Origin of the sequence: Nocardia sp. NPDC059240 (assembly GCF_042753865.1) — a bacterium.
GTDB lineage: Bacteria > Actinomycetota > Actinomycetes > Mycobacteriales > Mycobacteriaceae > Nocardia.
In genome coordinates this window covers 105,420-122,514 of record NZ_JBHZAC010000018.1, presented here as the reverse complement: position 1 = coordinate 122,514, position 17,095 = coordinate 105,420, and the positions used below count along the sequence as shown (strand labels likewise).

The 17,095-nt window shown below is 67.2% G+C and carries 14 protein-coding genes and 1 tRNA gene; 6 read left to right on the top strand and 9 right to left on the bottom strand.

Annotated elements, in window-relative coordinates; all coding sequences use genetic code 11:
• Positions 1 to 93: 93 nt before the first annotated feature.
• The 3 genes from ACFXHA_RS42255 to ACFXHA_RS42245 are packed head-to-tail and all read right to left on the bottom strand — an operon-like array spanning position 94 to position 3,814.
• On the bottom strand, positions 94 to 1,218 hold the full coding sequence (locus ACFXHA_RS42255; RefSeq protein WP_379366521.1) for an ABC transporter ATP-binding protein: 1,125 nt from the start codon (positions 1,216 to 1,218) through the stop codon (positions 94 to 96).
• Positions 1,215 to 2,789, bottom strand: a complete 1,575-nt coding sequence (locus tag ACFXHA_RS42250) for an ABC transporter permease (RefSeq protein WP_379366519.1) — start codon at positions 2,787 to 2,789, stop codon at positions 1,215 to 1,217. The genes ACFXHA_RS42255 and ACFXHA_RS42250 overlap by 4 nt, the downstream gene beginning before the upstream one ends.
• A 2-nt stretch (positions 2,790 to 2,791) precedes the next feature.
• Positions 2,792 to 3,814, bottom strand: coding sequence for an iron ABC transporter substrate-binding protein (locus tag ACFXHA_RS42245; RefSeq protein WP_379366517.1), 1,023 nt, complete (start codon positions 3,812 to 3,814; stop codon positions 2,792 to 2,794).
• Between the two features lie 158 nt (positions 3,815 to 3,972).
• On the opposite strand from ACFXHA_RS42245, the gene ACFXHA_RS42240 reads away from it, so the two are divergent.
• Together ACFXHA_RS42240 and ACFXHA_RS42235 are read left to right on the top strand one after the other, a co-directional pair.
• Entirely contained in the window at positions 3,973 to 4,416 is a 444-nt protein-coding gene (locus ACFXHA_RS42240; RefSeq protein WP_379366515.1) for a hypothetical protein, read from the top strand.
• A gap of 115 nt (positions 4,417 to 4,531) precedes the next feature.
• Entirely contained in the window at positions 4,532 to 5,818 is a 1,287-nt protein-coding gene (locus ACFXHA_RS42235; RefSeq protein WP_379366513.1) for a metallophosphoesterase family protein, read from the top strand.
• A 37-nt stretch (positions 5,819 to 5,855) separates the two neighbouring features.
• Here the strand turns inward: ACFXHA_RS42235 and ACFXHA_RS42230 are convergent.
• Positions 5,856 to 5,929, bottom strand: a tRNA-Cys gene (locus ACFXHA_RS42230).
• Positions 5,930 to 6,081: 152 nt separating this feature from the next.
• On the opposite strand from ACFXHA_RS42230, the gene ACFXHA_RS42225 reads away from it, so the two are divergent.
• On the top strand, positions 6,082 to 6,624 hold the full coding sequence (locus ACFXHA_RS42225; RefSeq protein ID WP_379366511.1) for a MarR family winged helix-turn-helix transcriptional regulator: 543 nt from the start codon (positions 6,082 to 6,084) through the stop codon (positions 6,622 to 6,624).
• A 76-nt stretch (positions 6,625 to 6,700) separates the two neighbouring features.
• A complete protein-coding gene (locus tag ACFXHA_RS42220; protein WP_379366510.1) occupies positions 6,701 to 7,759 on the top strand; it encodes a hypothetical protein in 1,059 nt (352 codons plus the stop codon).
• 80 nt (positions 7,760 to 7,839) lie between these two features.
• Here the strand turns inward: ACFXHA_RS42220 and ACFXHA_RS42215 are convergent, their stop codons facing one another.
• Genes ACFXHA_RS42215 through ACFXHA_RS42195 form a run of 5 tightly spaced genes read right to left on the bottom strand, consistent with a single transcriptional unit; the run spans position 7,840 to position 13,242 of the window.
• Complete coding sequence (locus ACFXHA_RS42215; protein ID WP_379366508.1) at positions 7,840 to 8,616, bottom strand: enoyl-CoA hydratase; 777 nt, start codon at positions 8,614 to 8,616, stop codon at positions 7,840 to 7,842.
• Complete coding sequence (gene mmsB / locus ACFXHA_RS42210; RefSeq protein ID WP_379366507.1) at positions 8,613 to 9,515, bottom strand: 3-hydroxyisobutyrate dehydrogenase; 903 nt, start codon at positions 9,513 to 9,515, stop codon at positions 8,613 to 8,615. Before mmsB ends, ACFXHA_RS42215 begins: the two co-directional genes overlap by 4 nt.
• 9 nt (positions 9,516 to 9,524) lie before the next feature.
• A complete protein-coding gene (locus ACFXHA_RS42205; protein WP_379366505.1) occupies positions 9,525 to 10,604 on the bottom strand; it encodes an enoyl-CoA hydratase/isomerase family protein in 1,080 nt (359 codons plus the stop codon).
• Positions 10,601 to 11,740 (bottom strand): acyl-CoA dehydrogenase family protein, encoded by a 1,140-nt coding sequence (locus tag ACFXHA_RS42200; protein WP_379366503.1) that lies wholly within the window; start codon positions 11,738 to 11,740, stop codon positions 10,601 to 10,603. Before ACFXHA_RS42200 ends, ACFXHA_RS42205 begins: the two co-directional genes overlap by 4 nt.
• A gap of 2 nt (positions 11,741 to 11,742) precedes the next feature.
• On the bottom strand, positions 11,743 to 13,242 hold the full coding sequence (locus ACFXHA_RS42195; protein WP_379366502.1) for a CoA-acylating methylmalonate-semialdehyde dehydrogenase: 1,500 nt from the start codon (positions 13,240 to 13,242) through the stop codon (positions 11,743 to 11,745).
• A 133-nt stretch (positions 13,243 to 13,375) separates the two neighbouring features.
• Between ACFXHA_RS42195 and icmF the strand changes: the two genes are divergently transcribed.
• Together icmF and ACFXHA_RS42185 are read left to right on the top strand one after the other, a co-directional pair.
• Positions 13,376 to 16,591 carry a fused isobutyryl-CoA mutase/GTPase IcmF gene (gene icmF / locus ACFXHA_RS42190; protein ID WP_379366500.1) on the top strand — a complete coding sequence of 1,072 codons (3,216 nt, stop codon included), beginning with the start codon at positions 13,376 to 13,378 and terminating at the stop codon, positions 16,589 to 16,591.
• A gap of 108 nt (positions 16,592 to 16,699) precedes the next feature.
• Positions 16,700 to 17,083 carry a hypothetical protein gene (locus tag ACFXHA_RS42185; protein WP_379366498.1) on the top strand — a complete coding sequence of 128 codons (384 nt, stop codon included), beginning with the start codon at positions 16,700 to 16,702 and terminating at the stop codon, positions 17,081 to 17,083.
• Positions 17,084 to 17,095: the final 12 nt, after the last annotated feature.

Sequence of the window (17,095 nt, the reverse complement as noted above, 5' to 3'; positions counted from 1 at the left end):
CGAGCAGAACCGAATCTGCCTCCGCGCCAATATAGGTGCTCGACCGACCGTTCAGTCACATTCCGGGGCCGTAGCGCAGACCCGCAGGTTTGCTCAGACCGCCGCGGTGTCGGGCACCGTGGCCGGGGCCGAGGCGGTGTCGCCGCCCGGGGCGCGTCCGGCGGCGGCGCACTGTTCGGAGGTGAAAGCGACCGCCGCGCCGAGGACTTCGAGCTCGACCCGGTCGCCGACGGCCGGTGCGTCGACGCTGACCCGGCGCACCTGGATGGGTTCGGGGCAGCCGTCGAGATCGAGCGTGAGCAGCACGTCCGCACCCCGGAATTCCATGGCGCGCACGGTCGCGCACCCCGGGTGGCCGTTGCCGCCGGCGCGGGCCAGCAGCTGTTCGGGCCGCAGCATGATCGCGCCCGCACCGGTGGGCGCGTTCACCTGGATCGGGATGCGACCCAGCACGGTCTGGGCGGTCTCGGCGCCGATGGTGGCGTCCAAGAGCACTGTGTCACCGAGGAATCCGGCCGTGAACAGGTCGGCGGGGGCCGCGTACACCTGCTCGGGGGTGCCGACCTGGGTGAAGCGGCCCGAGCACATGACCGCCACCTGATCGGCGAACGACAGCGCCTCCTCCTGGTCGTGGGTGACCAGGATGCTGGTCATGCCCGCGGCGCGCAGGGTTTCGGCGACGGCCTGCCGGGTGGCGGCACGCAAGCCGGTGTCCAGGGCGCTGAAGGGTTCGTCCAGCAGCATGACCGTGGGCTTGCGAGCCATGGCCCGAGCCAGGGCGACCCGCTGCTGCTGCCCGCCGGAGAGCTGATGCGGGCGGCGATCGGCGTAGGACGGGTTCAGCGAAACCATCTCCAGCAGTTCGGTGATCCGCTGCCGATGCTTGCGACGGCCGTTCCAGCCGCCCAGTCCGTAGGCGATGTTCTGTCCCACGGTCAGGTGCGGGAACAAGGCACCGTCCTGCGCGACATAGCCGATCCGGCGGCGATGCGCGGGCACCGAGACCCCTTGCCGGGCAACGGTTTCCCCACCGATGGAGACCGATCCGGCGTCCGGGTTCTCGAATCCGGCGATCACCCGCAGCAGGGTGGTTTTCCCACATCCGGAGGAGCCGACCACCGCGGTGGCGCTGCCGTCGGCGACCTCCAGGCCGATGCCGTCGAGCACCGGCGCGTGTCCGAAGGTCTTGGAAACCTGGTCTACGACAAGACGACTCACAGTCCCGCCGCCTTCCTGGATCGGTTGAACAGCAGGTAGGTGACCGGCACCGAGGCGACGATCATGATCAGCGCGTACGGCGCGGCCGCCGCGTAATCCAATTCGCCCGACAGCTGCCAGAACTGCATGGCGAGGGTGCGGGTCCCGTTGGGGGCCAACAGCAGAGTGGCGGTCAGTTCGGTGGCCACGGCCACGAACACCATGGCCGCCGCCGCGGCCGCCGCCGGTGCGGTCAAACGCAGAGTGACGCGGAAGAACGTTGCGGCGGGCGAGATTCCGAGCGCCTGCGAGGCCTCCTCCAGCCCCACCGGCACCTGTGCCAGTCCGGCGCGCACGCTGACCAGTGCGCGCGGCAGGAACATGAGCGTGTAGGCGGCCAGGATGGTGGCCGCGGTCTGATAGAACGCGGGCAGCCAGCGGATCGATACGGTGACCAGCGCCAGCGCGATCACGATGCCCGGCAGCGAGCTGGTGATGTAATTGGCGCCCTCGATGATTCGCGCGAACCGCGAGGTCGAGCGCACCGCGACCCAGGCCACCGGGAAGGCGCACAGCGTGGTGATGAGCGCGGCGGCGGCGGACAATCCGAGGGTCTGGCCCAGGGATGCGCCGATCTCGCCGGTGTCCCACACGGCCGCGCCGCCGATCTTCAGCCAGCGCCCGACGGTCCACAGCGGCACCCCGAGGGTGGCGGCCAGCGCACCGAACAGCAACAGGAACATGGGAATCTGGCCGAGCCCCAACCGGATTCGCTTCACGCCCCGCTGCGCGCCGGCGCCGACGCGGGCGTAGCGGGCCCGGCCGCGCACCCCGGCCTCACCGGCCAGCAGGACCAGGCACAGCAGCACCAGCACTCCGGAGAGTGTGCTGCCCGCCGCCCCGGCGAAGGTCGACTGGTATTGCTCGAAGATGGCGGTGGTGAAGGTGTCGAACCGGATCATGGCGAACGCGCCGTATTCGGCGAGCAGGTGCAGCGAGATCAGCAGTCCGCCACCGAGAATGGCCAGCCGCAACTGCGGCAGCACGACGCGCGCGAAGACGGCGAGCGGCCCGGAGCCCAAGGCTCGAGCCGATTCCTCGACCGCGGGATCCAGCCGGCGCAGGGTCGCGGCGACCGGGAGGTACACCAGCGGAAAGTACGAGACGGTCGAGACGATCACCCCGCCCCACAGTCCGTGCAGCGACGGGATGGCGCTGACCCAGCCGTAGCTGTTGACGAAGGCCGGAACCGCCAACGGGGCCGCGAAGATCGGCCCCCACCAGGCCGTGCCCCAGACGTCGGTGCGTTCCACGATCCAGGCCAGGCCGACGCCGAGCGTCACGCAGATCGGGACGGTCAGCAGCACCAATTCGACGGTGTTGCGCAGCAATTCGCCGACGCGCGGCCGGAACACCAAGTGCACGGTGTCGTGCCAGCCGGTGGAGACGAGCGTGGACACGATGTAGCCCAGCGGGACGAGGGTGGCCGCCACCATGAGCAGGGCGGCGACAGTGACCAGCGACCCGGGCCGCAGGGCCCGGGTCGCGGTTACCTTCGATGCCCCGTTGGGCACTTCGGTCCGAACGGTCACGGTTACAGCAGGCCCGCCTCGGTCATGAGCTGCGTGACCTTCTTGGCGTCCAGCTTGCTCGGGTCGATCTTGGGTGCGTCCAGCGAGGCGAGCGGCGGCAGCGCCGGGTTGGCGGCGACGTCGGCGGCGATCGGGTACTCCATGGAGTCACCGGTCTGCAGGACGGTCTGGCCCTTCTTGGAGGTGATGAAGGCCAGGAACTTCTGGGCGTTGGCCTGCTTGCTACTCGACTTCAGCACGCCGCCACCGGAAATGGAGACGAAGGCGCCCGGGTCCTGGTTCTTGAAGTAGAACAGCTGGGTGTTCTTGCTGTTCTCCTTGGTGTTGGCCTGATCGCGGTACCAGTAGTAGTGGTAGATCACGCCGCCGTCGACCTGACCGTTGTTCACGTTCTTCATGACGGTCGTGTTGTTCTGCCCGATGATGGCGTTGTCCTTCATCCCCTTCAGCCACGCCTTGGTGGCGTCCTCGCCCTTCTGGGCGAGCAGGGCGGCCACGATGGCCTGGAAGTCCGCGCCGGAAGCGGCCCCGCTCCACTTGCCCTTCCACTGCGGCTGCTGCAGGTCGAGCAGCGACTTGGGCAGCTGGTCGGCCGGGAGCTTGGCGGAGTTGTAGACGAAAACGGTGGAGCGCGCCGCGATTCCGGTCCACTTGCCGGTGGAGGGGCGGAACTGCTCGGGGACCTGCGCGAGGGTGTCCTTGTCCACGTCGGCGAACAGGCCCGCGTTCTCGACCAGCGCCATGGCCGGGGAGTTCTCGGTGAGGAAGACGTCGGCCTTGGACTTGCTGCCCTCGGCGACGAGCTGGTTGCCCAGGTCGGTGTCACCGCCGTTGCGGATGGTCACCTTGATGCCGGTGTCCTTGGTGAACGCGTCGATCCACTCCTTGGTGAGGGATTCGTGCTGCGCGTTGTAGACCAGGATCTCGTTGTCGTCCTTGGACGAGTTGGAGCACGCGGTGGTCGCACCGAGGACGGCGATCGCCGCCAGCGCTCCGGACACCAGTTTCCATCGAGCCGCCGTCATGACCATCCTTTCCACTGCTCCGCCTCACCTCTGAGGTTTGCCTAACCAACGTACAGTCCCGGCCTCCCGGTTCAAATGCCACCCCACCAATCGACATGCAATCGCTGTACTCTCCAGACGTTCCGCAACCGAATACGCGCCCGAGTCGAAGGATCTCGATGACCCTGAATCGCCGAACTCCCCTCACCATCGGACTCGGCGTGGCCGCCGTGGTGCTCGTCGGCGGCGGGATCGCCACCGCGGTGACGTTGAACGGCAAGGACTCCGGCGTCAGCGACGACAAGCGGGTCGAGACCTCCGTGCGGGACTTCTACACCGCCCTGTCCTCCGGCGGCGCGGCCCAGGCCGTCGGCAAGACCTGCGCGGGCGATCGCGCCCAGTACGACGCGCTCTCCGACGCCCAGAAGCAGGCCATGGCCCAGGGCCGGGTCTCGATGAAGGTCGATGCGGTCCAGGGCATCACCATCACCGGCGATCGCGCCACCGCCGAAACCCTCGGCACCTTCTCGCTGCCCGGGGCGGCGGACAGCAAGCGTTCCACCACCGAGCATTTACGCAAGGAAGACGGCGTATGGAAGGTCTGCTCGACCGACGCGAAGTAGGACGACCATGAGCTGCTGCGGCCCGAATCGACGACAGGTCCTCGGTTTGCTCGCGGCAGCGGCAGTGCCCCTGGCCTGGGCGAGTCCGGCTCGCGCACAGCCGGGTTCGCTCGTGGTGACCGATCTCGAGGTCGTCACCATCACCGATCAGGCGGCCATCTTCACCTGGACCACCTTCGGCCCGGACGCGAGCGGCAATCCCGTTCCGGTCGAGGCCGACAGCGAAGTATGGCTCGGCGCACCGGACGGCTCCGGCATGCGGCAGGTCTACGGCGATTCCCAGCCGACGGCCTACCACTACGCGGAGGTCACCGGGCTGGAACCGGGCCGCACCTACCGCTTCGAGACCCGCTCGGCGGGGATTCCGGCCACGCCCGCACTGAATGTGGTGACCCGGCAACCGAATACGCCCGAGGCACAGGGCGTCTTCACCACCCTGACCCCGCCGCCCGGCCGCCTGCTACGAACCATCGCGCTCGCCAACGACATTCACTACGGCGAAGAGGTCAGCGGCATCATCACCGCGGGCCTGCCGCCCGGCTTCCGCCAAGAGCCCGGTCTCGCACCGTATCCCGAGATCATGCTCGCAGCCCTGCTCGACGATATGCACCGGCCCGACCGCGCTGTCGACCATCTGCTGCTGGCCGGGGACCTCAGCGCCGAGGCGACACCGGAGCAGGTGCGCGGCGTGCACACCGCGCTCACGAACTGGGGTGTGGCGGGCCGGGATTGGATCGCAGCCCGCGGTAATCACGACCGCCCGCATCTCGGTGCGGACTACGCGAGTTGCACGCCCTATCTCGACCACAACGACTGCTGGGGCGATTCCTTCTCCGCCCGTCAGCAATTGGCCGTCCACGAGCTCGGCGAGCTGCGCCTGATCGCGCTCGACACCACCGAGCTCGATATCGCGGGCGGCACCCTGGACCGCTCCCAGCTCGACGAACTGCGCGCCCTGCTCGCCGCCGATCCGGACCGTCCCACCCTGCTTTTCGGCCACCACCCCGTCACCACCGAATCCGGCTGGTCCAATCTGGCGGGCCCGAGCTTCATCCTGAACGCCGCGAATGCCGCTGAGCTGCAATCGATGTACCGCGATGCCCCGGGCGTCTTCCTGCACCACTCCGGCCACACCCACCGCAATCGCCGCACCCGCGCGGACCTGCCGATCCCGGTCGAATTCCTGGAAGTCGCTGCCTGCAAGGAATATCCGGGCGGCTACACCCTGCTGCGCCTCTACGAGGGCGGCTACATGGTGAATTTCTACAAGACCCGCACCGTGGAAGCGCGACGCTGGAGCTCGCGTTCCCGGGGCGAATACTTCGGCCTGCTACCCGAATACACGCTGGGTACCACCGCCGACCGCAATCACACGGTCCTGCGCGACCTGACCGGCATATGAGAAACGCCTCCCGGAAGGTCCGGGAGGCGTTCTCCGATGGAGCGAGCGACGGGACTCGAACCCGTGTGACAGGTTTTGCAGACCTGCTCCTAACCGCTCGGACACACCCGCATCGTGTTCGGCAATAGTGCCGGGATTGCGGCATGCGGCAAAGTCTTTAAATCACGGTGATTTCTGTGCGTCCTCACGAAGATTTCTGTGCACCCTCACGAATCGGCTCGGCGCTTCAACCAACCGGTTCGTGACATGCGATGATCGAGGACATGTCTCGACCGCGTCCGTTGCCGCTCGATCCGATCGAGGAGGCGCACCGCCAGTGGTCGGAGCACGGCTGGGGCGAGGTGGCCGACGGCATGGCGGCGGTGACGTCACTGGTGCGGGCGCAGCAGATCGTGATGGCCCGGGTGGACGAAGCTCTCCGACCGTCCGGTTTGACGTTTTCCCGATACGAGCTACTCATGCTGCTGAGTTTCAGCAAAACCGGCGCGCTGCCCATGGCGGTCGCCAGCGCCCGCCTGCAGGTGCATCCCACCTCGGTCACCAACACCGTCGACCGCCTGGAAGCGGCGAAGTTGGTGAAGCGTGTGCCACATCCGAGTGACCGGCGGGCGACGCTCATCGAAATCACCGATGCCGGAAGAGATTTGGTGGCCAAGGCCACCATCGAACTGAACCGGCGGGTTTTCGCCGAGGCCGGACTGCCACCGCAACGTTTGCAGTTGTTGCTGGAATTGCTGTCGGAGTTCCGGCAGGCGGCCGGCGACTTCGATCCCGGTAGCTCGCCGACACGTTGGGCCGGTCAGTAACCCTTCAGCGACCCAACAGCCAATTTCCTGCTTCATAGTCTTGGATTCGGCTCACAAAAGGTTCACCATTGAGGCCATGGTGCTGGTCCTCGGGGTGTCGGCGGGCGCTGCTGGCGCACGCGCCATGCTCACCCATTCCGACCAGCCACATCTGCCCCCCATCGACCGTTGCAAGGTCTTACGCCGGGCCGGTGGCGGCAGCATGGAAGAGGCGGTCTTCGAGTCCATCCGGCTGATGCGGAAATCGGCCGCCAAGCGGGACGAATTCATTACCGGCATCGCCGTGACCTGCCGTTGCACCTCGCACGCCGAGTCCGTTCGGACCGCCGCCGGCCGCAATCGCCTCACCGTCATCGACGAGCCGGTGGCCCAGCTCAGATATCTGAGATTCACCGGCCGGCTGCCCACCGAGGGCTCGGTCCTGCTCTACGACCTAGGTGCTTCCGGCCTGACCCTCACCCAGATCGACTGCCGAACCGATGCCGTCCTCGCCACCAAGCGCAGCACCGTCCTGGGCGGTGACGGCCACGACGCCCTGCTGCGCTGGCTGCTCACCCGCGGTGGCGTCACCCTCGACATGGCCACGACCCGCCGCCAGAAGGAAGCCCTGGCCTCCGAGCGCGTGCTGGCCGTCTGCGACCCGATCACCGGGCAACGCTTCGTGGTCACCCGTAGCGACTTCGCCGAACTCGTGGAGGCCGGTATCCACCACTCGGCCTCGTTCGTCCGCCACATGGTCGACGAGACGGGTGTCCGGCCCACCGGGATCGCGCTGCTGGGTGGCTGCACCCGCAACAAGAGCATCCGGGACGAACTGAAGCAGCAGCTGGATCTGCCGCTCATCTACGATCCCGAGCCGGAGTTCGTCTCCACCCGCGGCGCGGTGCTACTGGCCGCCGAGCGCCCGTCCGCCCGCAGCATCCGCAGCGTGCACCTGACACCGGGTTCGGGTGTGCACGTGCACGAGGCACCCTCCTCCCCCGTGTCCCGCCGCAAGATCGTTGCGGCCGTGGCGGTTACCGCCACCCTGGGCGGCACCATCGTGGGCGCGCTGGCCATGAACCGCGACGGCGGCGATCACACCGATGGCAAGCCGCCGACGGTCGAAGTTGTCGGCCCGCCGAAACACAGCTGAGCGCAGCCGAATACGGCGCCGTCGAAAAAGGGGCCCGGGGACCTGGTCCCCGAACCCCTTTCGACCGCAGTCGAATTCGCCTACTTGTGCGTGAAGTTCGCTGCCCGCTTCTCGACGAAGGCGGTCATGCCTTCCTTCTGGTCGTCGGTGGCGAACAGCGAGTGGAAGACGCGACGCTCGAAGCGCAGCCCCTCGGTGAGGGTGGTCTCGAAGGCGCGGTCGACGGCTTCCTTGGCGATCATGACCGACGGCAGCGACATGGACGCGATGGTCTCGGCGACCTCCAGGGCGGTGGCGACGAGGTCGGCGGCCGGGACGATGCGCGAGACCAGGCCCGCGCGCTCGGCCTCTTCGGCGTCCATATTGCGGCCGGTGAGGATGAGGTCCATGGCCTTGGCCTTGCCGACGGCGCGGGTGAGGCGCTGCGAGCCGCCCATGCCGGGGATGACGCCGAGCTTGATCTCGGGCTGCCCGAACTTGGCGGTGTCGGCGGCGAGCAGGATGTCGCACATCATGGCGAGTTCGCAGCCGCCGCCGAGGGCGTACCCGGCGACCGCGGCGATGATGGGCTTGCGGAACGCGACCAGGCGGTCCCAGCCGGCGAAGTGGTCGGTCAGGAACATGTCCATGTAGGACTTGCTCTGCATCTCCTTGATGTCCGCGCCCGCCGCGAAGGCGCGCTCGGACCCGGTCAGCACGACCGCACCGATCTCGTTGTCGTTCTCGAGCTCGTCGAGGGCGGCCGAAATATCGGTCAGGACCTGCGAATTCAGCGCGTTGAGGGCCTTCGGCCGGTTCAGCGTGATGAGGGCGACGCGGCCCTTACGCTCCAGCAGAATGGTCTCGAAGTCGGTCACGCCGTCTCCCCTTCAGATCGCTTGCGGATATCGGTGACGATAGCCGAGAAGTCCTTGCCCGCTTCCTCCTGGTTGAAGCGGTTGTAGATCTCGGCGGCGAGCGTGCCGATCTGCCCGTCCACACCGTTCGCTGCCAGCGCGTTGGCCGCCAGACCGAGGTCCTTGTTCATGAGCGCGGTCGCGAAGCCCGGCTTGTAGTCGTTGTTGGCCGGGCTGGCCGGAACCGGTCCGGGCACCGGGCAGTACGAGGTCAGCGCCCACGACTGGCCCGAGGCGGTGGACACCACGTCGAAAAACTTGTCGTGGGTCAGGCCCAGCTTCTCGCCCAGCACAATGGCTTCCGACAGCGCGACCATGGAGATGCCCAGCAGCATGTTGTTGCAGATCTTCGCGGCCTGGCCGACGCCCGCGCCGCCGCAGTGCACGACCTTGCCGCCCATGACCTCGAGCAGCGGCAGGGCCGCGGCGAAGTCGGCGTCCGCGCCGCCCACCATGAAGGTGAGGGTGCCCGCCGCCGCGCCCGCGACACCGCCGGAGACGGGGGCGTCCAGGGCCCGATGTCCCGCTGCCGCAGCGAGTTCCGCGGCCTGCTTGGCGTCGGCGACATCGATGGTGGAGCAGTCGACGAACAACGTGCCGGGCTTGGCGGCCGCGAGCACCTCGTTGTAGAGGTCGAGCACGATGCGGCCGTTGGGCAGCATGGTGATGACGATGTCGGAGGCCGAAACCGCTTCTGCCGCAGCGTCGACGACGGTCGCGCCGTCCGCGCGGGCCTGGGCCTGCGCGGCGGGCACGGGGTCGAAGGCCAGCACGGCGTATCCGGCCTTGACCAGGTTGGCGGCCATGGGCCCGCCCATATGGCCGAGTCCGAGGAACCCGACCGTGGTGTTGTTGCTCATCGCTCGTCCTTACAGTCCCAGTTCGCGATCGCCGAGCGGGCCGAAGTAGGCCTCCACGTCGGCCTCGGTGACGTCCGCCAGGGTGGCGGGCGACCACTGCGGGTTGCGGTCCTTGTCGATGACCTGGGCGCGAATGCCCTCGACCAGGTCGTGGGTGTTCAGGGAGGCGGCGGAGACCCGGTATTCCTGGTTCAGCGCCGCCTCGAGGTTCTCGGCCCGGCGGGCGTTGCGCAGCGAGCGCAGCGTGACCTTCAGTGCCACGGGCGATTTCGACAGGATGTCGGTGGCCGCCTTGGCGGCCTCGGCGCGGCCGTCGAGCTGCAGGCGGTGCACGATCTCCTCGACCGTGTCGGCGCTGTAGCAGGAGTCGATCCAATCCTGCTGGGCGACGAACTCCGAAACCGGTGCGGGCTGCGCGAATTTCGCGATGGCCACGTCGATCTCGTTGTCACGCAGGGCTTCCAGCAGCGCGGGCAGGTGCTCCGACGGCACGAAGTAGTCGGCGAATCCGGCCGCGATGGCGTCGCCCGCCGACATGCGCGCGGTGGTGAGCGCGACGTGCGTGCCGATCTCGCCGGGCGCGTGGGCCAGCAGCCAGGTACCGCCGACGTCGGGGATGAAGCCGATGCCGGTCTCGGGCATGCCGACCATGGACCGCTCGGTCACGATGCGGTGCGAGGCGTGGCCGGACAGGCCGACGCCGCCGCCCATCACGATGCCGTCCATCACCGCGACGTACGGCTTGGGGTAGTTCTCGATCAGCGCGTTCAGGATGTACTCGTCGCGCCAGAACTTGCCGCTGGGCGAGTCTGCCGAGACTTCCGGCGAATCACCCTGGGCGACAGCGTGCTTGGCGTCGTTGTGGATGGCGACGATATCGCCGCCCGCGCACAGCCCGCGCTCGCCCGCGCCGGTGAGGACCACCGTGCGCACCTCGTCGTCGTCCGCCCAGGCCCGCAGCGCGTCCAGGATGGTCAGCGCCATCGGGTGGTTGAGCGCGTTGATGGCGCGGGGCCGGTTGAGCGTGATCAGGCCGAGCCCGTCCCGCTTCTCGACCAGAACCTCAGGTTCGTTCACACCTTCGCTCATGCTGCTCCTACCACCGAGCGGGCGACGACCACCCGCATGATTTCGTTCGTCCCCTCGAGAATCTGATGCACCCGCAGGTCGCGAACGATCTTCTCGATGCCGTATTCGGCCAGGTAACCGTAGCCACCGTGCAGTTGCAGGGCCTTGTTGGCCACCTCGAACCCGGCGTCGGTGGCGAACCGCTTGGCCATGGCGCAGAGTTCGACCTTGTCGTCGGCGTCGGCGTCCAGGGCGGCGGCCGCACGCCACAGCAGGGTGCGGGCCGCCTCCAGCGAGGTGCGCATATCCGCGAGTTCGAACTGCAGGGCGGTGTTGTCCAGCAGTCGCGACCCGAACGCCTTGCGCTGCGCCAGATACGACACGGTCCGATCCAGCGCCGCCTGCGCACCACCGAGCGAGCAGGCGGCGATATTGAGCCGCCCGCCGTTGAGCCCGTTCATGGCGATGCGGAAGCCGTCGCCCTCGTTGCCGAGCAGGTTGGCGGCCGGCACCCGGGCGTCCTCGAGAATGACCTGGCGAGTGGGCTGCGCGTTCCAGCCCATCTTGCGTTCGTTCGGCCCCACCGAGAGTCCGGGAGTGTCGGCCGGGACGATGAGCGCCGAGATGCCGCGCGCCCCGGCGTCTCCGGTGCGGACCATCATGACGTACACGTCATTGGCTCCGGCCCCGGAGATGAACTGCTTTGCGCCATTGAGGATGTAGTCCTCGCCGTCGCGAACGGCCTTGGTGCTCAACGCCGCCGCGTCCGAGCCCACCGAGGGTTCGGTGAGCGCGTAGGACGCGAGCAGATCCATCGAGGTCAGGCCCGGCAGCCAGCGATCACGCTGGGCCGCATTGCCGTACGTGTCGATCATCCACGTCGCCATATTGTGGATGGAGATGTAGGCGGCGATGGCCGGGCAGCCGGTGGAGAGCTGCTCGAAGATGCGCACGGCGTCGAGCCGTCGCAGCTCCGAGCCGCCCACATCCTCGCGCACGTAGATGCCGCCCATGCCGAGCTGACCCGCCTTGCGCAGCACGTCGACCGGGAAGTGCTTGCGCTCATCCCATTCCAGGGCATTGGGCGCGAGCAGTTCGTCGGCGAAGGAGCGGGCGGTCTCGACGATCGCCTTCTCGTCCTCGTCTAGTACGAACATGGTCAGTCCATGGTCGGGATCACGAAGGCGTTGGATTCCTTCTGTCCCGCGGGCCAGCGCTGCGTCACCGTCTTGGTCTTGGTGTAGAAGCGGATCGAGTCCGGGCCGTGCTGGTTGAGATCGCCGAAGCCGGAACGCTTCCAGCCGCCGAAGGTGTGGTACGCGATCGGCACCGGGATCGGGACGTTGATGCCGACCATGCCGACCTGCACGCGGGCGGCGAAATCGCGGGCGGTGTCGCCATCGCGGGTGAAGATGGCGACGCCGTTGCCGTACTCGTGCTCATTGGCCAGACGCAGGCCCTCTTCGTAGTCCTTGGCGCGCACGATGGCCAGCACCGGACCGAAGATCTCTTCCTTGTAGATGCGCATGTCCGCGGTCACATTGTCGAACAGCGTTGCGCCCGCGAAGAATCCGTCCTCGCCGCCCTCGACCACCAGGCCGCGACCGTCGATGACGAGTTCCGCGCCCTCGTCGACGCCGATCTGCACGTAGTTGTTCACGCGGTCCACGCCGTCGCGGCCGACCAGTGGGCCGAAGTCCGCGCCCGGGTCGTCGGAGACGCCGACATTGAGCTTGCCGATGCGCTCGATCAGCTTGGCGCGCAAGCGATCCGCGGTCTCCGCGCCGACCGGCACCGCCACCGAGATGGCCATGCAGCGCTCACCGGCCGAGCCGTAACCCGCACCGATCAGCTGGTCGGCGACATCGTCGAGGTCGGCGTCGGGCATGACGATGGCGTGGTTCTTGGCCCCGCCGAAGCACTGGGCGCGCTTGCCGTTCGCGGACGCGGTCTCGTAGATGTACTGCGCGATCGGGGTGGAGCCGACGAAGCCGACGGCCTTGATCCGGTCGTCGTGCAGCAGGGTGTCGACGGCGGTCTTGTCGCCGTGCACGACATTGAAGATGCCCGCGGGCAGTCCGGCCTCGAGGAACAGTTCGGCCAGGCGCAGCGGCACCGAGGGGTCACGCTCGGAAGGCTTGAGCACGAAGGCATTACCGCAGGCCAGCGCGGGCCCGGCCTTCCACAGCGGGATCATGGCCGGGAAGTTGAAGGGGGTGATGCCCGCGACGACGCCGAGCGGCTGCCGCATGGAGTACACGTCGATGCCGGTGCCGGCGCTCTCGGTGTACTCGCCCTTGAGCAGATGCGGGATGCCGCAGGCGAATTCGATGACCTCGAGGCCGCGCTGGATATCGCCCTTGGCGTCGGGGATGGTCTTGCCGTGCTCGCTGGACAGCAACGCGGCGAGGGAATCCATCTCGTCCTGCACCAGGGTCAGGAACTTCATCAGAATTCGCGCACGGCGCTGCGGGTTCATGGCGGCCCAGGCGGGCTGTGCGGCGGCGGCGTTGGCGATGACCGCCTCGACCTCACTCTTGCTCGCCAGCGGCACCTTGGCCTGAACCTGCCCGGTGCTCGGGTTGAACACATCGCCGAAGTTGCCGGAGGTTCCCGGAACGTGCTTGCCACCGACGAAATGAGTGAGTTCGCGAACCATGCCAGTCCTGTCTCGAAGCTGTCGACGCTTGCGCACGATTTGCGCGGTCTGTGGCGATCCTATAGTTGGACATCCAAGTATTGGGTGTGTGATAATTCACAGCAACTAACAGGCTCTCCGTGCGGAGGATGGCATGCCCGATTTGCATGTCCCGGTCAATCCAGTGCGGTTCGTTACCGCTGCTGCGCTCTTCGATGGCCATGACGCGGCCATCAACATCATGCGCAGAATCCTGCAGGCCCAAGGGGCCGAGGTGATTCATCTAGGGCATAACCGGGCCGTGCGCGAGGTCGTGGATGCGGCCGTGACCGAGGATGTGCAGGGCATCGCGGTCAGCTCGTATCAGGGCGGGCACATCGAGTACTTCGAGTACTTGGCGAAGGCATTGAAAGAGGCCGGGGCCGAGCACGTGAAGATCTTCGGCGGGGGCGGCGGGGTGATCATTCCCGAGGAGATCGCGCGGCTGGCGGCGTCCGGGGTGACCATCTTCTCCCCCGAGGATGGGCAGCGGCTCGGGTTACCCGGGATGATCAATCAGCTGATTTCCGCTTGTGACGTGGATCTTTCGCTGCAGCCCGCGCCCGTCGAAGCAGTGCTGAGCGGGGATCGTGCGGCCTTGGCGCGGACGCTGACCTGCCTGCAACAGGGCACCCTGCCGGACGAGGATCGGGCGACGCTGGCGGCCGCGGCCGCCGCTCGCCGCGTGCCCGTGCTGGGTATTACCGGCACCGGTGGATCCGGAAAGTCTTCTCTCACAGATGAACTCATTCGCCGACTGCGCACCGATCAGCAGGACAAACTGCGGGTCGCGGTGCTGGCGGTGGATCCGACCCGGCGGCGCGGCGGCGGCGCACTGCTGGGTGACCGGATCCGGATGAATGCGCTCGACGGTGAGCGGGTGTATTTCCGTTCGCTGGCCACGCGGGGCGAGCGGGAGTTGCCGAACGATATCGACACCATGGTGATCGCCTGCAAGGCAGCGGGATTCGATCTGGTGATCCTGGAGACCCCCGGCATCGGGCAGGGCGATGCAGCCGTCGCCGAGCACGTGGATGTCTCGCTGTATGTGATGACGCCGGAGTTCGGCGCCGCTTCCCAGCTCGAGAAGATCGACATGCTCGATTACGCGGATGTCGTGGCCATCAACAAGTTCGAGCGACGCGGAGCCGAGGACGCGCTGCGCGACGTCTCCCGGCAGTTGGTGCGCAATCGCGAGGACTTCCACGCCATGCCGGAGGACATGCCGGTATTCGGCACCAGCGCGGCCACTTTCAACGATGACGGGGTGACCGCGCTCTACCAGCACCTGGCCGGACTTCTCGGCGCTGCGGGGCTGCCACTGCAAGAGGGCGTGCTGCCACGTGTGGACACCCGCGCCTCGACCCGATTCGCCCAGATCATTCCGCCGCAGCGCGTGCGGTACCTGGCCGAGATCGCCGAGGCGGTACGGGACTACCACGCGGACACGGAACGACAGGTTGTTGCCGCGCAGCGCGTGCAGCGATTGGAGCAGGTCCTCGATGAATTGACCCCATCCGGAATGACGGAGGTGGCGGCACTGCTGGAAACCGCCCGCGCCGGCCTTGCGCCGGAAAACACTGCGTTGCTGGCAGAGTGGCCGTCGGTTGCCGAGTCGTACCGGGGTGACGAGCAGGTCGTTCGAGTGCGCGACCGTGAGCTGCGCACTGCTCTGCGCCGGGAGACCTTGTCCGGCAGTTCGATTCCCCGCGTCGCGCTCCCCCGGTTCACCGATCACGGTGAGCTGCTGCGGTTCCTGCGGGCGGAGAACCTGCCCGGCCGGTTCCCGTTCACGGCCGGGGTGTTCCCGTTCAAACGGGACAATGAGGATCCGGCCCGGATGTTCGCCGGTGAAGGGGATGCGTTCCGGACCAATCGGCGGTTCCAGGTGTTGTCGGAACATGCCGAGGCCAAGCGGCTTTCGACGGCGTTCGATTCGGTGACGCTGTACGGGCACGACCCGGCGGAGCGGCCGGACATCTACGGGAAGGTGGGGACTTCGGGGGTTTCCATCGCTTCGCTCGACGATATGAAGGTGCTCTACGACGGGTTCGATCTGGACTCGCCGACCACCTCGGTGTCGATGACGATCAACGGACCCGCGCCGACAATCCTCGCCTACTACCTGAATGCCGCGATCGATCAAGCAGTGCAACAGTTCTCGGACGCGGAGGGGCGGGAGCCGACCGCCGAGGAAGCCGCCGAGCTGCGGGCTCGCACGCTCGCCACCGTGCGCGGGACCGTGCAGGCCGACATTCTCAAAGAGGATCAGGGGCAGAACACCTGCATTTTCTCCACCGAGTTCAGCTTGCGCATGATGGCCGATATCCAGGAATGGTTCGTGCGCAACGGTGTTCGCAACTTCTACTCGGTGTCGATCTCCGGCTATCACATCGCGGAGGCCGGGGCGAACCCGATCAGCCAGCTGGCCTTCACGCTGGCCAACGGGTTCACCTACGTGGAGGCGTATCTGGCGCGCGGTATGGACATCGATGATTTCGCGCCCAACCTCTCGTTCTTCTTCTCCAATGGCATGGATGCCGAATACTCGGTGATCGGGCGGGTGGCGCGGCGGATCTGGGCGATCGCCATGCGCGACAAGTACGGCGCCAATGACCGTTCCCAGAAACTGAAGTACCACGTTCAGACTTCAGGGCGGTCGCTGCACGCACAGGAGATGAGCTTCAACGACATTCGCACCACCTTGCAGGCGCTGATCGCCGTCTACGACAACTGCAACAGCCTGCACACCAACGCCTATGACGAGGCCGTCACCACGCCCACCGAGGAATCGGTGCGCCGCGCCCTGGCGATTCAGCTCATCATCAACCGCGAGTGGGGTTTGGCGATGAACGAGAATCCGCTGCAGGGCAGCTTCATCATCGACGAGCTCACCGACCTGGTCGAAGAGGCCGTGCTGCGCGAATTCGAGCGCATCAGCGAACGCGGCGGCGTCCTGGGCGCGATGGAGACCGGCTATCAGCGCGGCCGCATTCAGGACGAGTCCATGCTCTACGAGCGCCGCAAGCACGACGGCAGTCTTCCGATCATCGGTGTCAACACCTTCCGCAATCCGCACGAGGAAGAACACCGCGTTCTGGAATTGGCGCGCGGCACCGAATCCGAAAAACAGTCTCAGCTGCAACGAGTCCGCGAATTCACCGATCGCCATCGCGACGAGGCACCCGCCGCGCTGGCTCGTCTCGCCGCGGCCGCATCCAGCGACGAGAACGTCTTCGAAGTTCTGATGGATGCCGCGCGAGTCTGCACCCTGCAACAGGTCACCGACACCTTCTTCACCGTAGGCGGTCAGTATCGACGCAACGTCTGAATAGACATAGCGAACAGCTATTAATTGTCTTGCGGGCGTGGGCAATTCACAGAATTCAAGTGCGCGCCAATTTCAGAAGGGCAGCAATTTCACAGCTATACCTGAATGATGATGCGCCAAACCACCCTCAGAACCACCGCAAAGCTGGCGGCCGCGGCCGTATCCCTCACCGCGGCAGCCACTCTCTTCGCAGGCACGGCGTCCGCCGAGGCACCGGACACCGCCGCCGTGCCGGTGCAGGTCACTCCGGTCGCCGGCGGCCTCCCGCTCGATGTGACCACCAACCCCAACGCCCAGTTCCCCGACCCCGCCCTCAACGGCGCAGCCGCGGGCGCGCTCACCGGTAGCGCGGGCGGAGCCGCCCTCGGCTCGGTCGTCGCCTCCGTCCCCGGCATGCTGGGCGGCTCGGCCCTGGGCGCGCTGATCGGCGGCGGTCTCGGCGCCCTGATCGGCCTGCTGAACCCCGACGCCATCCCCCAGATCCTGCCCTGACCCGGTCGGCCC